Origin of the sequence: uncultured Cellulomonas sp. (assembly GCF_947494015.1) — a bacterium.
In the GTDB taxonomy this organism is placed as follows: domain Bacteria; phylum Actinomycetota; class Actinomycetes; order Actinomycetales; family Cellulomonadaceae; genus Pengzhenrongella.
Genome location: NZ_CANLTL010000005.1, coordinates 1 through 16,383 on the forward strand (window position 1 = coordinate 1; position 16,383 = coordinate 16,383).

The following is a 16,383-nucleotide window of genomic DNA, read 5'->3' on the forward strand; positions in this document are numbered from 1 at the left end:
GTCCCATTCCGAACCCGGAAGCTAAGCCCCTCAGCGCCGATGGTACTGCACGGGAGACTGTGTGGGAGAGTAGGTCGCCGCCGGACAACCATTCACGAAAAGAGCCACCCCACCCGGGGTGGCTCTTTTCTTTTACCCCGGGGCGGGTGCGGCCTTCGTGACCGAAGCGCGCACACCCCACCGCCGAGCCGCCCTTTCGCCGACGGCACGCACCCGCCGACGCCACCCATGCCGCCGTCGGCACCCACCCGCCCCGCCGGTCCCCACCCGACCCGTGGCCGACTGCGACATTGTGGACCCATCCACGGCCGTGAACGGGCCACAACGACGCACCCGACCGACTCTCTGCGCCGAGTGCGACGTTCCGGACCACTCGTGGGGCGTGAACGGTCCACAACGTCACACTCGACCGGCTCTCTGCGCCGAGTGCGACGTTCCGGACCACTCGTGGGACGTGAACCGTCCACAACGTCGCACTCGACCGACTCTCTGCGCCGGGTGCGACGTTCTGGACCACTTCTGGGGCGTGAACGGTCGACAACGTCACACTCGACCGACTCTCTGCGCCGAGTGCGACGTTCTGGACCACTCGTGGGACGTGAACCGTCCACAACGTCACACCCGACCCGTGTCCCACGGTGCGACGTTCCGGACCACTCGTGGGACGTGAGCGGTCCACGACGTCGCACTCGGCGGGGTGGGTGTGGGGGTGCGGGCGGGCGGGCAGGAGAGGCGTCGGGCACACGCTTGCAGACGCCGATCGCCGGGCGCGGCATGCGCACCCGGCGATCGGCGTCTGTGGTCTCCGTCCGGGCACCCGTGGGGGCGCCGGCGGGGTGTGGTGATCAGGTGATCGTCGGCGGGACGTCGTCGTCGTCGCGCACGAGGAGGAGCGCGCCGAGCGGGGGGACCCGCAGGCGGACCGAGAACGGCCGGCCGGCCCATGGGACCGGCTCGGCGTGCACCGCCCCGAGGTTGCCCACTCCGGAGCCACCGTAGGTCTCGGAGTCGGTGTTGAGGATCTCCCGCCAGCGCCCACCGGCCGGCAGCGGCAGGCGGTAGCCCTCGTGCGGGGTTCCGGCGAAGTTCACCACGACGACCACCTCGCTGCCGTCGTCCCCGCGGCGCAGGTAGGAGAGCACGTTGTGGCCGGCGTCGTCGGAGACGATCCACTCGAAGCCCGCGGGGGAGTGGTCCTGCGACCACAGCGCCGGGTAGGCCCGGTAGGTGCTGTTCAGGTCGTGCAGCAGCCGTTGGACGCCGGCGTGACCCGGGTCGTCGAGCTCGTGCCAGCTCAGGCTCCGGCCCTCGGCCCACTCCCCGGACTGCGCCCACTCGCTGCCCATGAACAGCAGCTGCTTGCCGGGGTGCGTCCACTGGTAGGCGAGCAGGGACCGGACGCCGGCCAGCTTCTGCCACTGGTCGCCGGGCATCTTGCCCAGCAGCGAGCCCTTGCCGTGCACGACCTCGTCGTGGCTGATCGGCAGGACGAACTGCTCGGAGAACGCGTACACCAGGGAGAACGTGATCTCGTGGTGGTGGTAGCGACGGTTGATCGGCTCCTCGGCCAGGTAGCGCAGGGTGTCGTTCATCCACCCCATGTTCCACTTCAGGCCGAAGCCCAGACCGTTCGCGTCGGTCGGGGCGGTCACGCCCGGGAACGCCGTCGACTCCTCGGCGATCATCATCACGCCCGGGGTGCGGCGGTACGCCGTCGCGTTGGCCTCCTGGAGGAACGAGATCGCCTCGAGGTTCTCGCGCCCGCCGTACTGGTTCGGGCTCCACTGGCCATGGCCGCGGGAGTAGTCCAGGTAGAGCATCGAGGCGACCGCGTCGACGCGCAGGGCGTCGATGTGGAACTCCTCGAACCAGTACGTCGCGTTCGCGACGAGGAAGTTGCGGACCTCGCGCCGGCCGAAGTCGAACACGTAGGTGCCCCAGTCCGGCTGCTCGCCGCGGTTCGGGTCCGGGTGCTCGTACAACGGTGTGCCGTCGAACCGACCGAGCGCCCACTCGTCCTTGGGGAAGTGCGCCGGCACCCAATCCAGGATCACGCCGATGCCCGCCTGGTGCAGGGAGTCGACCAGGTACCGGAAGTCGTCCGGGTGACCGAAGCGTGACGTCGGCGCGTAGTAGGAGGAGACCTGGTAGCCCCACGAGCCGCCGAACGGGTGCTCGGCGACCGGCAGCAGCTCCACGTGGGTGAAGCCGAGGGACAGCACGTACTCGGTCAGCTCCGTGGCGAGGTCCCGGTAGCTCAGCCCCTGACGCCAGGAGCCGAGGTGGACCTCGTACACGCTCATCGGCCCCGAGTGCGGGTCCGTGGACTGCCGGGTGGCGATCCACTCGTCGTCCGACCACTCGTGCCGGGTGTCGATCACGACGGACGCGGTCGCCGGGGGCAGCTCGGTGCCCTTGGCCAGCGGGTCCGCCTTCTCCCGCCAGGTGCCGTCGCGGCCCAGGATCTGGAACTTGTACCGCTCGCCCGCGCCGACGCCCGGCACGAACAGCTCCCACACCCCCGATCCGCCGAGGGTACGCAGCGCGTGGGTCGCCCCCTGCCAGTGGTTGAAGTCGCCGACGACCCGGACCGACCGGGCGTTGGGCGCCCACACCGCGAAGGAGGTGCCGGTGACCTCACCCATGACGCTGGGGAAAGTGCGCAGGTTGGCGCCCAGCACCTTCCACAGCTCCTCGTGGCGCCCCTCGGTGATCAGGTGCAGGTCCAGCTCGCCGATGGTCGGCAGGAACCGGTACGGGTCGTCCACGGTCGAGGTGTGGTCCCCGTAGGTGACCTCGACCCGGTAGTCGGGGACGTCGACGCCGTCGAGCGTCGCCTCCCAGATCCCGTCCTGGACGTGCTCGGCCTCGCTGCGCGAGTCCGGGGTCACCACGACGACGGAGTCCGCCATCGGGCGGGTGACCCGGATGACGACGTGGTCGCCCTCGACGTGCGGGCCCAGCACCCGGTGCGGGTCGCCGTGGGTGCCGCCGGCCACGGCCGCCAGCTCGGGCGACCGCGCAGGCGGCTCGGTCGGTGTTGTCAGGTCGCTGTCCATACGTCCACCCTTTCACTCCGTCGGCGTGCGCGCGCGGCCTCGTCGCAGGTCAAGCCGGTCACCGGTCCAGCAGCCGGGCCAGGGCCGCGGCCGGGATGTGCTGCCACTGCGGGCGGTTGCGAGCCTCGTACACCGCCTCGTACAGGGCCTTGTCCAGCTCCAGCAGGTCCACCAGGTCCGCATCGGGCTCCGCGCCGGCCTCGGTCGCGTAGCCGCGCAGGAACTCCGCGCGTGCCTCCTGCGCCCACTGCGGCGGTGCGTCGCTCAGTGCGGCGGCGTAGTCGAAGGACCGCAGCATGCCGGCGACGTCGCGCAGGGCCAGGTCGGGACGCGTGCGCGCCTCGAGGCCGCTCAGCGGCTCCCCCTCGAAGTCCATGACGAACCACTGGTCGCGCGCGCGCAGCGCCTGACCCAGGTGCAGGTCGCCGTGCACCCGCTGCCGTGGCGGCAGGTCGTCGCGGTCACGGATCCCGGCGAGCCGCTCGGCCACCGCGTCGGACCATGTCGCCAGCTCCGGCACCGACCCGACGGCCCACCTGAAGCGCTCCTCGAGCGCGGCCGCCAGCTCGCCCGCCCCCGAGCCGCGGCGCGGCGCGGCGCCCTCGCCCGCCTGCTCGACGGGCAGTGCGGCGGCCAGTGCCGCGTGCATCCCGGCGACCACCCGGCCGAGCTCCTCGGCGAGCCGGCCGAACGACTCGCCGCGGCCGGCCATCGCGCAGGCCGACTCGAAGCCGTCGGTCGCGCCCTCGACGAACTGGCTCAGCACGCCCAGGCTGCCTGCGACCTCGCCGTCGTCGGTGGTCCAGGTGCCGTCCAGCCAGCCCAGCGGCCGGGGCACGTTCGGCCACCCCTGGGCAGCCAGCCGCCGCGGGACGTCGACGTCGGGGTTCTCCCCGGGGGTCAGCGTCCGGAACACCTTGAGGATCGCACCGCCGTCGGGCCCGGGCAGGATCACCGACGTGTTGGACTGCTCGCCGCTGATCACCCGCGGGTGGTCGGCGTCCAGGCCGAGGTCGGCCGGTGACGCGTCGCCGCCGTCGGCGGCCGCCAGCCAGGCTCGCAGGAACGCCGGGTCGCCCGCGCCGTCGCGCACGTGCAGCTCGTCCACGGTCGCCACCCGGTCCGACCCGTCCGGTGCGCCGGTGGGCTCGGCGTACAGCGTGAGCGGGACCTGCAGGACGGCGTCGACCGTCGCGCTGCGCACGCGCACGAGCAGCACGCGCACCTGCGCCGCGCCGCGCGGGTCGGTCAGGCTGAAGCCCCCCGCCGCGGCGAGCTGCGCGCCGCCGCCCTTGGCGGGGAACCAGCGCCGCTCGGGCAGCCAGTCGCGCAGTGCGTCCAGCAGCGCGTCGTCGGTGGGGTGGTCGGTCGGTCCGGTTCCGTGCGGGGGCATCGGCCCTCCTCGGTCTGGTCGGACGGCCCCGCCGCGGCGTACGCGCGGTGCGCCGCGGCGGGGCGTCAGCGGGTGACGGACAGCCAGTAGAACTCGCGCGAGCCCAGGGTGATCCCGGTGGTCCCGTCCGCGCCCACGGACGGGAACGGTGCCCCGCCGAACACGTCGGCGACGGTGGCGCCGGCCCAGTCAGGCATGGTCAGCGTCGCCGAGCGCGGGGTGGAGGCCATGTTGGCCACGCACAGGATCGTCTCCTCGGGCGTGTACCGGAGGAACGCCAGCACCGACTCGTTGTCGCAGTCCACGGGCATGAAGTCCCCGAGTCCCAGGGCCGGGTGCCGCTTGCGGACGGCGAGCATGCCGTGCACCCAGTGCAGCAGGGACGTCGGCTGGGCGAGCTGCGCCTCGACGTTGACGTGGCTGAAGTTGCTGACCAGCGACTGGATGACCGGCAGGTACAGCTTGCCGGGGTCGGACGTGGAGAACCCGGCGTTGCGGTCCGGGGTCCACTGCATCGGCGTGCGGACCGCGTCGCGGTCGTTGAGCCAGATGTTGTCGCCCATGCCGATCTCGTCGCCGTAGTACAGGCACGGGCTGCCCGGCAGGGACAGCAGCAGGGCGTGCGCGAGCTCGATCTCCTTGCGGGAGTTGTCCAGCAGCGGCGCGAGCCGCCGGCGGATGCCGATGTTCGCGCGCATGCGGGGGTCGGGCGCGAACCACCCGTACATCGACGCGCGCTCCTCGGTCGAGACCATCTCGAGCGTCAGCTCGTCGTGGTTGCGCAGGAACGTGCTCCACTGCGCGCCCGCCGGGATCGCCGGGGTGTCGGCGAGGATGTCGAGGATCTGCCGCGACCGCTGGTCCTTGATGGCGTAGTAGATCCGCGGCATGACGGGGAAGTGGAAGCACATGTGGTGCTCCGGCTCCGCCTCGGTGCCGAAGTACTCCACGACGTCCTCGGGCCACTGGTTGGCCTCGGCGAGCATGATCCGCCCGGGGAACTCGGTGTCGATCATCCGGCGCAGGTCCCGCAGGAAGCCGTGCGTCTCGGGCAGGTTCTCGCAGTTGGTGCCCTCGGCCTCGAACAGGTACGGCACGGCGTCCAGCCGGAAGCCGTCGACCCCCACCCGCAGCCAGAACCGGGCGACGTCGAACATCGCCTCGACGACCCGGGGGTTCTCGAAGTTCAGGTCCGGCTGGTGGCTGAAGAACCGGTGCCAGAAGTACTGGCGCCGGACCGGGTCGAACGTCCAGTTCGACGTCTCGGTGTCGACGAAGATGATGCGGGCGTCCTCGTACCGGGTGTTGTCGTCGCTCCACACGTAGAAGTCGCCGTACGGGCCCTCGGGGTCGGACCGGGACGCCTGGAACCACGGGTGGGCGTCGCTGGTGTGGTTCATCACCAGGTCGATGACGATCCGGATGCCGCGGGCGTGGGCCTGCTCGATGAGCTCGGTGAAGTCCTGCATGGACCCGTACTGCGGCGCGATGGCCGTGTAGTCCGAGACGTCGTAGCCTCCGTCGCGCATGGGCGAGGGGAAGAACGGCGGCAGCCACAGGCAGTCGATGCCGAGCCACTGCAGGTAGTCGAGCCGCTCGATGAGGCCGCGCAGGTCGCCGGTGCCGGCGCCGGTGGAGTCCGAGAACGACCGGATCATCACCTCGTAGAACACCGCCGTGCGGTGCCACTCGGGGTCGTCGCGCAGACCGGACGACTGCGGGACGGGCACGGTCGGCTGCTGCCGGGGTGGCAGCGCGGACAACGCGATCTGGCCCGTGGAGGGCGCGACCGACGAGCCGGGCAGGGGCGAGGTGCGGGGGGTCGTCACGAGGTCCTCACGTGGATCAGGTGGGCGCACTGGACGTGCGGGTCGAGCCGGACGTAGGGCTTGTCGTTCCAGGAGAAGGTGTCGCCGGACAGCTCGTCGTGGGCCGCGAACGCGACCTCGCCGGACGCGCCGCGCGGCACGACGCCGAGCGCCGCCGCGTCGAGCTCGATGATCCCGTCACGTGCGTGGTGGGGGTCGATGTTCACCACGACGATCATGGTGTCCGCCTCGCCGGTCGGCGAGTGCTCGGCGTCCAGGTGCCGCGAGAAGCAGATCAGCGCGTCGTCCGACGTCGGGTGCACGGTGAGGTTGCGCAGCTGCTGCAGCGCCGGGTGCGCACGCCGGATCTCGTTCAGCCGGGTCAGCAGCGTGGAGATGCCGATGGCGTCCGCCTGGCCCCAGTCCCGCGGCTTGAGCTCGTACTTCTCGTTGTCGATCTGCTCCTCCACGCCGGGCCGGGGGACGTTCTCGACGAGCTCGTACCCGGAGTAGATGCCCCACGTCGGGGCACCGGTCGCGGCGAGCACGGCGCGGATGGCGAAGCCGGCCACCCCGCCGTCCTGCAGGTACGGCGGCAGGATGTCGTGCGTCGTCGGCCAGAAGCTGGGCCGCAGGAAGGAGCCGTCCTCACCGGACACCTGCTCGAGGTACTCCTCGAGCTCCTCCTTGGTGTTGCGCCAGGTGAAGTAGGTGTACGACTGGTGGAACCCGATCTGGCCCAGCGCCATCATCATGGGCGGCTTGGTGAACGCCTCGGACAGGAAGATCACGTCCGGGTGGTCCTTGCGGACGTCGGCCAGCAGCCACTCCCAGAAGTCCAACGGCTTGGTGTGCGGGTTGTCGACGCGGAACAGCGTGACGCCGTGGTCGATCCAGACCTGGATCACCCGGCGGACCTCGGCGTAGATGCCCTCGGGGTCGTTGTCGAAGTTCAGCGGGTAGATGTCCTGGTACTTCTTCGGCGGGTTCTCCGCGTAGGCGATGGTGCCGTCGGCGCGCGTGGTGAACCACTCCGGGTGCTCGACGACCCAGGGGTGGTCCGGCGAGCACTGCAGCGCCAGGTCGAGTGCGACCTCGAGCCCGTGGCTGCGGGCGTCGGCGACGAACGCGTCGAAGTCGGCGAACGTGCCCAGCTCGGGGTGGATGGCGTCGTGGCCGCCGTCCGGGGAGCCGATCGCGTACGGCGAGCCGGGGTCGCCCTCGACCGGGGTGAGCGAGTTGTTGCGGCCCTTGCGGAACGTGGTGCCGATGGGATGGATCGGCGTGAGGTACACGACGTCGAAGCCCATCCCGGCGATCGCCGGCAGTCGCCGCGCGGCGGTCGCGAACGTGCCCGAGCGCCACTGCTTCGTCTCGTTGTCGAACGTGGCGCCCTCCGAGCGGGGGAACATCTCGTACCAGGCGCCGGTCAGGGCCAGCGGGCGGTCCACCACCAGCGGGTAGGTCGCCGACGTCGTGACGTGGTCGCGCAGCGGGTGCGCGGCCAGCACGGCCAGCACCTCGTCCGAGTGCGCCGCGGCGAGCCGGGCGGGTGCCGGGCGCTTGACGTCCCCGAGCGCCTTGACCGCGTCCTTGAGCACCTTCGCGGCCGTGCGGGGCAGCTCGGAGCGCGACGCCGCGCGGGTCAGCACCCGGGCGCCCTCGGCGAGCATGAGCTCGACGTCGATCTCGGCCGGCACCTTGATCGACGCGTCGTGGCTCCAGGTGCCGAACGGGTCCGACCAGCCCTCGACCCGGAACGACCACCGGCCGACGGCGTCCGGCACGACACGCGCCTCGAACCGGTCCAGCCCCGGGCGGATGTCCACCATGCGGGCTCTGGAGCGGTCGGTGCCGTCCGGACCGACCAGCACGGCGGTCGCGCCGACGGCGTCGTGTCCCTCCCGGAACACGGTCGCGCGGATCGGGACGGCCTCCCCGACCACCGCCTTCGCGGGCCAGCGGCCCTCGTGCGAGGTGGGGCTGACGTCGACCACCGGGATGCGGCCGATGCCGCGGGGCTGGGCTGAGTCTGGGTGCGCGTTGGGGCTCTCCACGGGTCGAACCTACCGAGCCGGGCCGGTCCGCGCGTGGTGGGCGCCCCGTCGCGGCCCCGCGCGGTCGGCGCCGGCGGCGACGGCCGGCGCTTGTAGTGTCGTGCGGGTGAGAGCCATCCGTCGGTTCACGGTCCGCACGCTCCTGCCCGCCGCGCTGCAGGCGCTGGACGACCTGGCGCACAACCTGCGCTGGTCGTGGCACGCGCCGACCCGCGAGCTCTTCGCCGGCATCGACCCCCCGCTGTGGGACGCCGTGGCGGGCGACCCGGTGGCGCTGCTGGGCTCGTTGCGTCCGGACCAGCTCGCGGCACTCGCCGCCGACGACGACTTCGTGGCCCGGGTGCGCGCCGCGCGGCTGGACCTCGACCGGTACCTCACCGAGCCGCTCTGGTACCAGGGCGCCGGCGCCGACCTGCCGACCTCGATCGCGTACTTCTCGCCGGAGTTCGGGATCACCTCGGTGCTGCCCCAGTACTCCGGCGGGCTCGGGATCCTCGCGGGGGACCACCTCAAGAGCGCCTCCGACCTGGGCGTGCCGATCGTCGGGGTGGGGCTGCTGTACGGGGCGGGGTACTTCAAGCAGGCGCTGAACCGGGACGGCTGGCAGGTCGAGGCGTACCCGGTGCTGGACCCGGACGGGTTGCCGCTCACCCTCGTGCGGGAGGACGACGGGCGGCCCGCGACGGTGTCGGTGGGGCTGCCGGGCGGCCGGACGCTGCACGCGCACCTGTGGATGGCCGCCGTCGGGCGCGTGCCGCTGCTGCTGCTGGACTCCAACGTCCCGGAGAACGACGAGACCGCCCGCACGGTGACCGACCGGCTGTACGGCGGCGGCGGGGAGCAGCGGCTGCAGCAGGAGCTGCTGCTCGGGGTCGGCGGCGTGCGCGCGCTGCGGGTCTGGTCGCGCCTGACCGGTGCGCCGGCGCCCGAGGTGTACCACACCAACGAGGGGCACGCGGGCTTCCTCGGGGTCGAGCGCATCCGCGAGCTGGTGACCGCCGAGGGGCTGACCTTCGACGAGGCGCTCGAGGCCGTGCGCGCCGCCACCGTGTTCACCACCCACACCCCGGTGCCGGCCGGCATCGACCGCTTCCTGCTGGACCTGGTGGCCCAGTACTTCGGCGAGGAGAACGCCGTCCCCGGCGTCCCGGTCGAGCGCGTGCTGGCGCTCGGCGAGGAGAGCTACGAGGGCGGCGACCCGACGCTGTTCAACATGGCTGTCATGGGGCTGCGGCTCGGCGGCCGGGCGAACGGGGTGTCCCTGCTGCACGGCGAGGTGTCCCGCGGGATGTTCGCCCAGCTGTGGCCCGGCTTCGACCGGTCGGAGGTGCCCATCGCGTCGGTGACCAACGGCGTGCACGCGCCCACCTGGGTCGACGACCGCCTGCAGCGGCTCGCCGAGGACCGGCTCGGTCCCGACGAGCTCGCGTCCGGTGCGGGGTGGCTGCGCACCGACGCGGTGTCGGACACCGAGCTGTGGAACATGCGCCACACGCTGCGCCACCAGCTCGTGGCCGACGCGCGGTCGCGGCTGCGTGAGTCGTGGCGGCTGCGCGGCGCCAGCCCGGCCGAGCTCGGCTGGGTGCACGACGCGCTGTCGCCGGAGGTGCTGACCATCGGCTTCGCTCGGCGGGTGCCCACCTACAAGCGGCTGACCCTCATGCTGCGCGACCCCGAGCGCCTGCGGGCCCTGCTCACCCATCCCGAGCGCCCGGTCCAGCTCGTGATCGCGGGCAAGTCGCACCCGGCGGACGACCAGGGCAAGCGCCTGATCCAGCAGCTCGTCCGGTTCAGCGACGGCGAGGACGTGCGCCACCGCATCGTCTTCCTGCCGAACTACGACATCGGGATGGCGCAGACGCTGTACCCGGGGTGCGACGTGTGGCTCAACAACCCGCTGCGGCCGCTGGAGGCGTCGGGCACGTCGGGGATGAAGTCGGCGCTGAACGGCGGGCTCAACCTGTCCATCCTCGACGGGTGGTGGGACGAGTGGTTCGACGGCGAGAACGGCTGGGCGATCCCGACCGCGGACGGCGTCGACGACCCCGACCGCCGGGACGACCTCGAGGCGGCCGCGCTCTACGACCTGATCGAGAGCGCCGTGGCGCCGCGCTTCTACGACCGCGACGAGCGCGGGCTGCCGGTCACCTGGCTCGGCATGATCCGGCACACCCTGGCCACCCTGGGGCCCAAGGTGCAGGCCACCCGCATGGTGACCGACTACGTGCGCACGCTGTACGCCCCGGCGGCCGCGGCTGGTCGTGCCCTGGCGGGCGCGACGACGTCGTCGGCGGCGGACGCGACGGCGCGCGTGACCTTCGGGCCGGCGCGTGGCCTGTCCGCCTGGAAGGCGCGGGTCCGCGCCCAGTGGTCGCACGTGCGGGTGGACCACGTCGAGTCAGGCGGCGTCGGCGACTCCCCGCAGGTCGGGGACGTGCTGCACGTGCGCGCCTACGTGTCCCTCGGCGACCTGTCGCCCGACGACGTCGCGGTGCAGGTGCTGCACGGGCGGGTGACGGAGTCCGACGAGATCACGACCGTCGAGGTGGCCGAGCTGGTCGACGCCGAGGCGTACGAGGCCGGCCGGCACGCGTTCGCCGGCGAGGTGCGGCTCGCGGCGTCCGGACCGTTCGGGTACACGGTGCGGATCGTGCCGCGGCACCCCGCGCTGGTGTCGGTCGCCGAGCTGGGGCTCGTCGCGAACGCGCACTGACCCCCGTCGGCCCCGGTCACCGCGGCGCCCCGACCGGCCGCGACCGGTGCGGCGGGCCGCATGTCAGCGCTCGGTGTACACCCGCACGGACAGCGCCTCCAGGACGACGGTGTCGCCGGCGTCGGGGTGCAGGCCGCCGCCGATCGCGGCGGAGGACCGCTCGCCGGGGTGCTCCCACGCGCTGTCCCAGGCCAGCTCCCACCGGGTGGGGCGGTCGTCGGCGAGCACGACGGGGACGGGGTCGAGCGACCCGTTGAGGATCATCAGCACCGTCGACCCCTCGACCGAGCGCAGCATCTGCAGGGTGCGCAGCGCGGGGTCGTGCCAGTCGTCCGGGGACAGCGGCGCGGCGTCGGCGGTGAACCACGCCAGGTCGGCGCGGGCACCGGCGGCCGGCGGGCGCCCCCGGAAGAACGCCGGGGACCGCAGGGCGGCGTTCTCGCGGCGCAGCAGCAGCAGGTAGCGCGTCGTGGCGAGCAGCTCCTGGCGCCAGTCGGACAGCTCCCAGCTCACCCAGGAGAGCTCGTTGTCCTGGCAGTAGGCGTTGTTGTTGCCGCGCTGGGTGCGGCCCAGCTCGTCCCCGGCCGTGAGCATCGGCGTCCCGGCGGCCAGCAGCAGCGTGCTGAGCAGGTTGCGGATGGACCGGCGCCGCAGCGGCACGATGTCGACGCCGGGGCCCTCGGCGCGGATGGGCCCCTCGACGCCGTGGTTCCACGACCGGTTGTCGTCGCTGCCGTCGCGGCCGTGCTCCCCGTTGTCCTCGTTGTGCTTGTGCTCGTAGGCGACGAGGTCGGCCAGGGTGAAGCCGTCGTGGGCGGTCACGTAGTTCATCGACGCCACCGTCCCGCGCACCAGCGGGGGGTCGCCGTCGCCGAACAGGTCGACCGACCCGGCCAGCCGGGTCGCGAGGTCCGCGACACCCTGGCCCGGGCGGCCGTGGGCCGCCTGCGCGGGGTCGCTCAGCCAGAAGGTGCGGGCCGCGTTGCGGAACCGGTCGTTCCACTCGCCCATGGGGGGCGGGAAGCTGCCGGTCCGCCAGCCCCCGGGCCCGATGTCCCACGGCTCGGCGATCAGCTTGGTCCCCCGCAGGGCGGGGTCCGTCTGCAGGCCGACGAGGAACGGGTGGTCGGGGTCGAAGCCGTCGTCGCCGCGGCCCAGGGTGACCGCCAGGTCGAACCGGAACCCGTCCACCCCGACCTCCTCGACCCAGTACCGCAGCGAGTCCAGGGCCATCTGCACCACCCGTGGGCGGCGGAAGTCCAGCGAGTTGCCGCAGCCGGTCACGTCGGCGAACCGGGCGGGCAGGCCGCCGTCGTGCAGGTAGTAGCCCGTGGTGTCCAGCCCGCGCCACGAGATGTGCTGGCCGCCGTCACCCCCCTCGCAGGTGTGGTTGTAGACGACGTCCAGCAGGACCTCGATGCCGGCGGCGTGCAGCAGCCCGACGGCGCCCTTGACCTCGGCCAGGACGGCGCCGGCGCCCGCGGCCTGCGCCGAGGCGGTCGCGTACGGGGCGTGCGGGGCGAAGAAGCCCAGGGTGTTGTAGCCCCAGTAGTTGGTCAGGCCCTTGTCGACGAGGTGCGGCTCGTGGGCGAAGGCATGGATCGGCAGCAGCTCCAGGGCCGTCACGCCGAGGGAGAGCAGGTGGTCGACGGTCGCGGGGTGGGCCAGCCCGGCGTAGGTGCCGCGCAGGTGCTCGGGCACGCCGGGAAGGCTCATGGTCAGGCCGCGCACGTGGGCCTCGTAGACCACCGTGCTCTCCCACGGGGTCGCGGGTCGGGGCACCCGCTCGCCGCCGTAGGCGGTGTCCACGACGACGGAGTGCGGGACGGCGCGCACGGAGTCGCGGGGGTCCGGCGCGCCGGCCGGGTCGCCGTGGCCGCGGGCGTCGACGACGTAGCCGTAGGTCTCCGGGCCGTAGCCCAGCGCACCGGCCAGGCCGCGCGCGTACGGGTCGACGAGCAGCTTCGCCGGGTTGTGCCGCAGACCACGGGCCGGGTCCCACGGTCCGTGGGTGCGGAAGCCGTAGTGCTGCCCGGCGTGGACGTCGGGGACGGACCCGTGCCACACCCCGTGCACGGGGCCGGTCAGCGGGACCCGCCGCTCCCGCCAGCCGGTCGGCCCGGCGTCGTCGCGGTCCAGCAGGCACAGGTCCACGCCGGTGGCCCGGGACGCCAGGACCGCGACGTCGACGCCGCCGGCCCGCAGGTGCACCCCGAGCGGGGGAGTGGGGCGGTAGGACGGCGTCGGTGGTGGTGAGGTCACCCGTGCATTCTGCGCGACCCGGCGGCGCGGTCGGCGGGTGAACCTCGGCGCGCCGGTGACCGGTAGCCTCGCCCTGGGCGTGCCGACGGGTGCGCCGGGTGCGACCCGCGGAGCGTGGACCGCGTCGACGGTGGCCGGCGTCCGGCCGACAGTGGAGGGATCCAGGCGGCGATGAAGATCGTGGTGTGCGTCAAGTTCGTCCCCGACATCCAGGCGGACCGCCGGCTCGGCCAGGACGGTCGCGTGGTACGCGACGGGGGCGACGGGACGCTCAACGAGCTCGACGAGAACGCGGTCGAGGCCGCTCTCGCGCTGGCCGAGGCGGCCGGTGACAGCGAGGTCGTCGCGCTGACCGTCGGCCCGGCCGGCGCCGAGGACGCGGTGCGCCGGGCGCTGCAGATGGGCGCCGACCGCGGGGTCCAGGTGCTCGACGACGCCCTGGCGGGCTCGGACGTGTTCGGCACGGTCACGGCGCTCGCGGCGGCGGTGCGGCGGATCGCCGCGGACGGTCCGGTCGACCTCGTGCTCACCGGGATGGCCGCGCTCGACGGGCTCACCTCGCTGCTGCCCGCCGCGCTGGCCGCCGAGCTCGACCTGCCCCAGCTGACCCTCGCCGCCGAGGTCGCCGTCGAGGACGGTGCGGTGCGCATCCGCCGCGAGCTCGACGGAGCCTCCGAGACCCTCGCGGCACCGCTGCCCGCCCTGGTGAGCGTGACCGACCAGGCCAACGCCCCCCGGTACCCCAACTTCAAGGGCATCATGGCCGCCCGCAAGAAGCCGATCCAGGTGCTCGCACTGGCCGATGTCGGGGTCGACCCCGCCGCGGTCGGCGCCGCCGGCGCCCGCACCCGGATCGTCGGGTCGAGCCCCCGCCCGCCGCGCGAGGACCGCGTGCTGATCACCGACGACGGCACCGCCGGCACCCGGCTCGCGCAGTACCTCGCCGAGCGCAAGCTCGTCTGACCGGGGGCGCCCGGCGCCGGTCAGACGCGCATCCCCTCGCCCCTCCACGACCTCTCAGGAGCCGCTGTGACGCACCCCGCCGACGGACCCGTCGTCGTCCTGCTGGACCACCACACGGTGGACGGCGCCCCCCGGCTGCGGCCCCCGGTGCTCGAGCTGCTGACGCTGGCCCGAGGGCTGGCCCGGCACACCGGCGCGCCGGTGCACGCGGTCGCGCTCGAGCCCGGGCTGGCCGCCGCCGCCGCGGACGAGGTCGGCCGGTACGGGGTCACGGTGGTGCACGACGTCACGGTCGGTGACGCGGACCGGCACCTGACCCCGGTGGCCGCCGAGGCGCTCGCGGCTGTCGCGTCCCGCGCGGGCGCCAGTGCGGTGCTCGCGACGTCGACGTTCGAGAACAAGGAGGCCGCCGCGCGGCTGGGGGTGCTGACCGGCGCCGGTGTGGTCAGCGACGCCACCGGGGTGACCCGCGAGGACGGGGAGGTCGTCGTCTCCAAGACCGTGTTCGCCGGCACCTGGACCACCCGCTGCGCCATCACCACGCCGCTGGCCGTGGTGCTGGTCAAGGCCAACGCGGTCCCGGCCGAGCCGGTCGACGCGCCCACGGAGCCGCGCACCGAGGGCCACGCGGTGACCGTGAGCGCCGGTGCGCGGCGGGCGACGCTGACCGGGCGCACCGAGCGGGCGGCGACCGGCCGACCCGAGCTCGCCGAGGCGCAGGCCGTGGTGGCCGGGGGACGTGGGACCAACGGGGACTTCTCCGCGGTCGAGGAGCTCGCGGACGTGCTCGGCGCCGCGGTCGGTGCGACCCGGGTCGCCACCGACGAGGGCTGGATCGGCCACGAGGCGCAGATCGGCCAGACCGGGGTCACCATCTCCCCACAGCTCTACATCGGGGCGGGCATCTCCGGTGCGGTGCACCACCGCGGCGGGATGCAGGCGTCCGGCACGATCGTGGCCGTCAACTCCGACCCGGAGTCCCCGATCTTCGAGATCGCCGACTTCGGGGTCGTGGGGGACCTGTTCGACGTGCTGCCGCAGGCGGCGGCGGAGATCCGGCGGCTGCGCGGCTGACGGCCACGGCGCCGGTCACCGGCGCTGTCAGCCGAGCGCGCGCAGCCAGCCGATCGTCGCCAGCGCCTGCGCGGCCTGGAACCGCCGCAGGTTCGGGATCCCGGGCGGGGCCGGCTGCAGCGCCCCGTGCGCGAAGTACCCGGCCAGCGCCGTCAGGACCGCCCGCAGCGCCTCGTCGTCGACGTCGGCGGCGACCCGCTGGGCGCGGAAGATCACGTCCGGGTCGCCGCCGCCCTGCATCGCGACGCTCGGCAGCATGAGTGCCAGGTCGAGCCACGCGGCGCCGACGCCGGCGTGCGGCCAGTCGACCAGCCAGCACGTCGCGTCGTCGAGGATGACGTTGTCCGCGCGCAGGTCGCCGTGCACGAGCGCGTCCCCCGCGGCGGCCCGCGCCCACCCGGCCTCACGCTCGACCAGCTCGTCCAGGTGCTCCAGCGCCCACGCGCCGGGCTCACCGGCCAGGCCGGCGGCCTGCCGGACGAGCTCGACGGGTCCGTCGGCGAGCCGGCGCCACCCGGTGAACTCCTCGGCGAGCGTCGCGGTCACCGGCTCGAGCGCGTGCGGCTCGACGGGGGCCGTCGTCGCCAGCGCGTCCAGGACCGCGAGCACCCGGACCAGGTCGTCCGGTCGCCACGGCAGCACGGGCGAGCGGCCGTGCACCGCCTCGAACGCCAGCACGACCCAGGTGCCGTCGTCGTCCGACCACAGCAGGCGCGGCGCCGGGACGTCGTCGGGCAGGGCCGGGGCGACGGCGATCTCGCGGCGGGCCAGCTCGGGGGAGTGCGGGTTCTGCTCGCTGGAGACCGCCTTGACGAAGACCTCCCGGCCGTCGCCCAGCTCGAGCACCGACGCGAACCCGGGGCTGAAGCCGCTGGTCGCGCCCGTCTCGGCGATGACCTCGGCGCCGGCCCGCTCCGCGATCCGGGCCCGCACCGGCCGCGGCAGGTCCTGCCAGCCGAGCCGGGACCCGGAGAAGGCGACGGGCGGCTCGGTCCGGTCCCAGGCGGTCACCGGGCCATCCTGCCAGCCGGGCCCCCGGCGGGCGCGGGTGCGG

At 73.7% G+C, this 16,383-nt stretch carries 9 protein-coding genes and 1 rRNA gene; 4 read left to right on the forward strand and 6 right to left on the reverse strand.

Annotated features, from left to right (window positions below):
* Positions 1-86, forward strand: a 5S ribosomal RNA gene (rrf, locus tag Q0840_RS06900); the annotation flags it as partial.
* A 759-nt stretch (positions 87-845) separates the two neighbouring features.
* Here the strand turns inward: rrf and glgB are convergent.
* From glgB to Q0840_RS06920, 4 genes are all read right to left on the reverse strand, one after another.
* On the reverse strand, positions 846-3,059 hold the full coding sequence (glgB, locus tag Q0840_RS06905; RefSeq protein ID WP_298457949.1) for a 1,4-alpha-glucan branching protein GlgB: 2,214 nt from the start codon (positions 3,057-3,059) through the stop codon (positions 846-848).
* Positions 3,060-3,117: 58 nt separating this feature from the next.
* Positions 3,118-4,452 carry a maltokinase N-terminal cap-like domain-containing protein gene (locus Q0840_RS06910; RefSeq protein ID WP_298457952.1) on the reverse strand — a complete coding sequence of 445 codons (1,335 nt, stop codon included), beginning with the start codon at positions 4,450-4,452 and terminating at the stop codon, positions 3,118-3,120.
* A 65-nt stretch (positions 4,453-4,517) separates the two neighbouring features.
* Positions 4,518-6,281 carry a maltose alpha-D-glucosyltransferase gene (gene treS, locus Q0840_RS06915; RefSeq protein WP_298457954.1) on the reverse strand — a complete coding sequence of 588 codons (1,764 nt, stop codon included), beginning with the start codon at positions 6,279-6,281 and terminating at the stop codon, positions 4,518-4,520.
* Entirely contained in the window at positions 6,278-8,317 is a 2,040-nt protein-coding gene (locus tag Q0840_RS06920) for an alpha-1,4-glucan--maltose-1-phosphate maltosyltransferase (protein ID WP_298457957.1), read from the reverse strand. The genes treS and Q0840_RS06920 overlap by 4 nt, the downstream gene beginning before the upstream one ends.
* A gap of 106 nt (positions 8,318-8,423) precedes the next feature.
* Between Q0840_RS06920 and glgP the strand changes: the two genes are divergently transcribed.
* Entirely contained in the window at positions 8,424-11,030 is a 2,607-nt protein-coding gene (gene glgP, locus Q0840_RS06925) for an alpha-glucan family phosphorylase (RefSeq protein ID WP_298457959.1), read from the forward strand.
* A gap of 63 nt (positions 11,031-11,093) precedes the next feature.
* On the opposite strand, the gene glgX is transcribed toward glgP, so the two are convergent.
* Positions 11,094-13,292, reverse strand: coding sequence for a glycogen debranching protein GlgX (glgX, locus tag Q0840_RS06930; protein ID WP_298457961.1), 2,199 nt, complete (start codon positions 13,290-13,292; stop codon positions 11,094-11,096).
* Between the two features lie 171 nt (positions 13,293-13,463).
* On the opposite strand from glgX, the gene Q0840_RS06935 reads away from it, so the two are divergent.
* Entirely contained in the window at positions 13,464-14,255 is a 792-nt protein-coding gene (locus Q0840_RS06935) for an electron transfer flavoprotein subunit beta/FixA family protein (protein WP_298457964.1), read from the forward strand.
* A gap of 66 nt (positions 14,256-14,321) precedes the next feature.
* Entirely contained in the window at positions 14,322-15,329 is a 1,008-nt protein-coding gene (locus Q0840_RS06940) for an electron transfer flavoprotein subunit alpha/FixB family protein (RefSeq protein ID WP_298457966.1), read from the forward strand.
* A 27-nt stretch (positions 15,330-15,356) separates the two neighbouring features.
* On the opposite strand, the gene Q0840_RS06945 is transcribed toward Q0840_RS06940, so the two are convergent.
* A complete protein-coding gene (locus Q0840_RS06945) occupies positions 15,357-16,340 on the reverse strand; it encodes a phosphotransferase family protein (RefSeq protein ID WP_298457968.1) in 984 nt (327 codons plus the stop codon).
* Positions 16,341-16,383 lie beyond the last annotated feature (43 nt).

Excerpts from the sequence above, each read along its gene's own strand:
- glgB (WP_298457949.1), bottom strand. The coding sequence starts at position 3,059 with ATGGACAGCGACCTGACAACACCGACCGAGCCGCCTGCGCGGTCGCCC.
- Q0840_RS06910 (WP_298457952.1), bottom strand. The coding sequence starts at position 4,452 with ATGCCCCCGCACGGAACCGGACCGACCGACCACCCCACCGACGACGCG.
- Q0840_RS06935 (WP_298457964.1), top strand. The coding sequence starts at position 13,464 with ATGAAGATCGTGGTGTGCGTCAAGTTCGTCCCCGACATCCAGGCGGAC.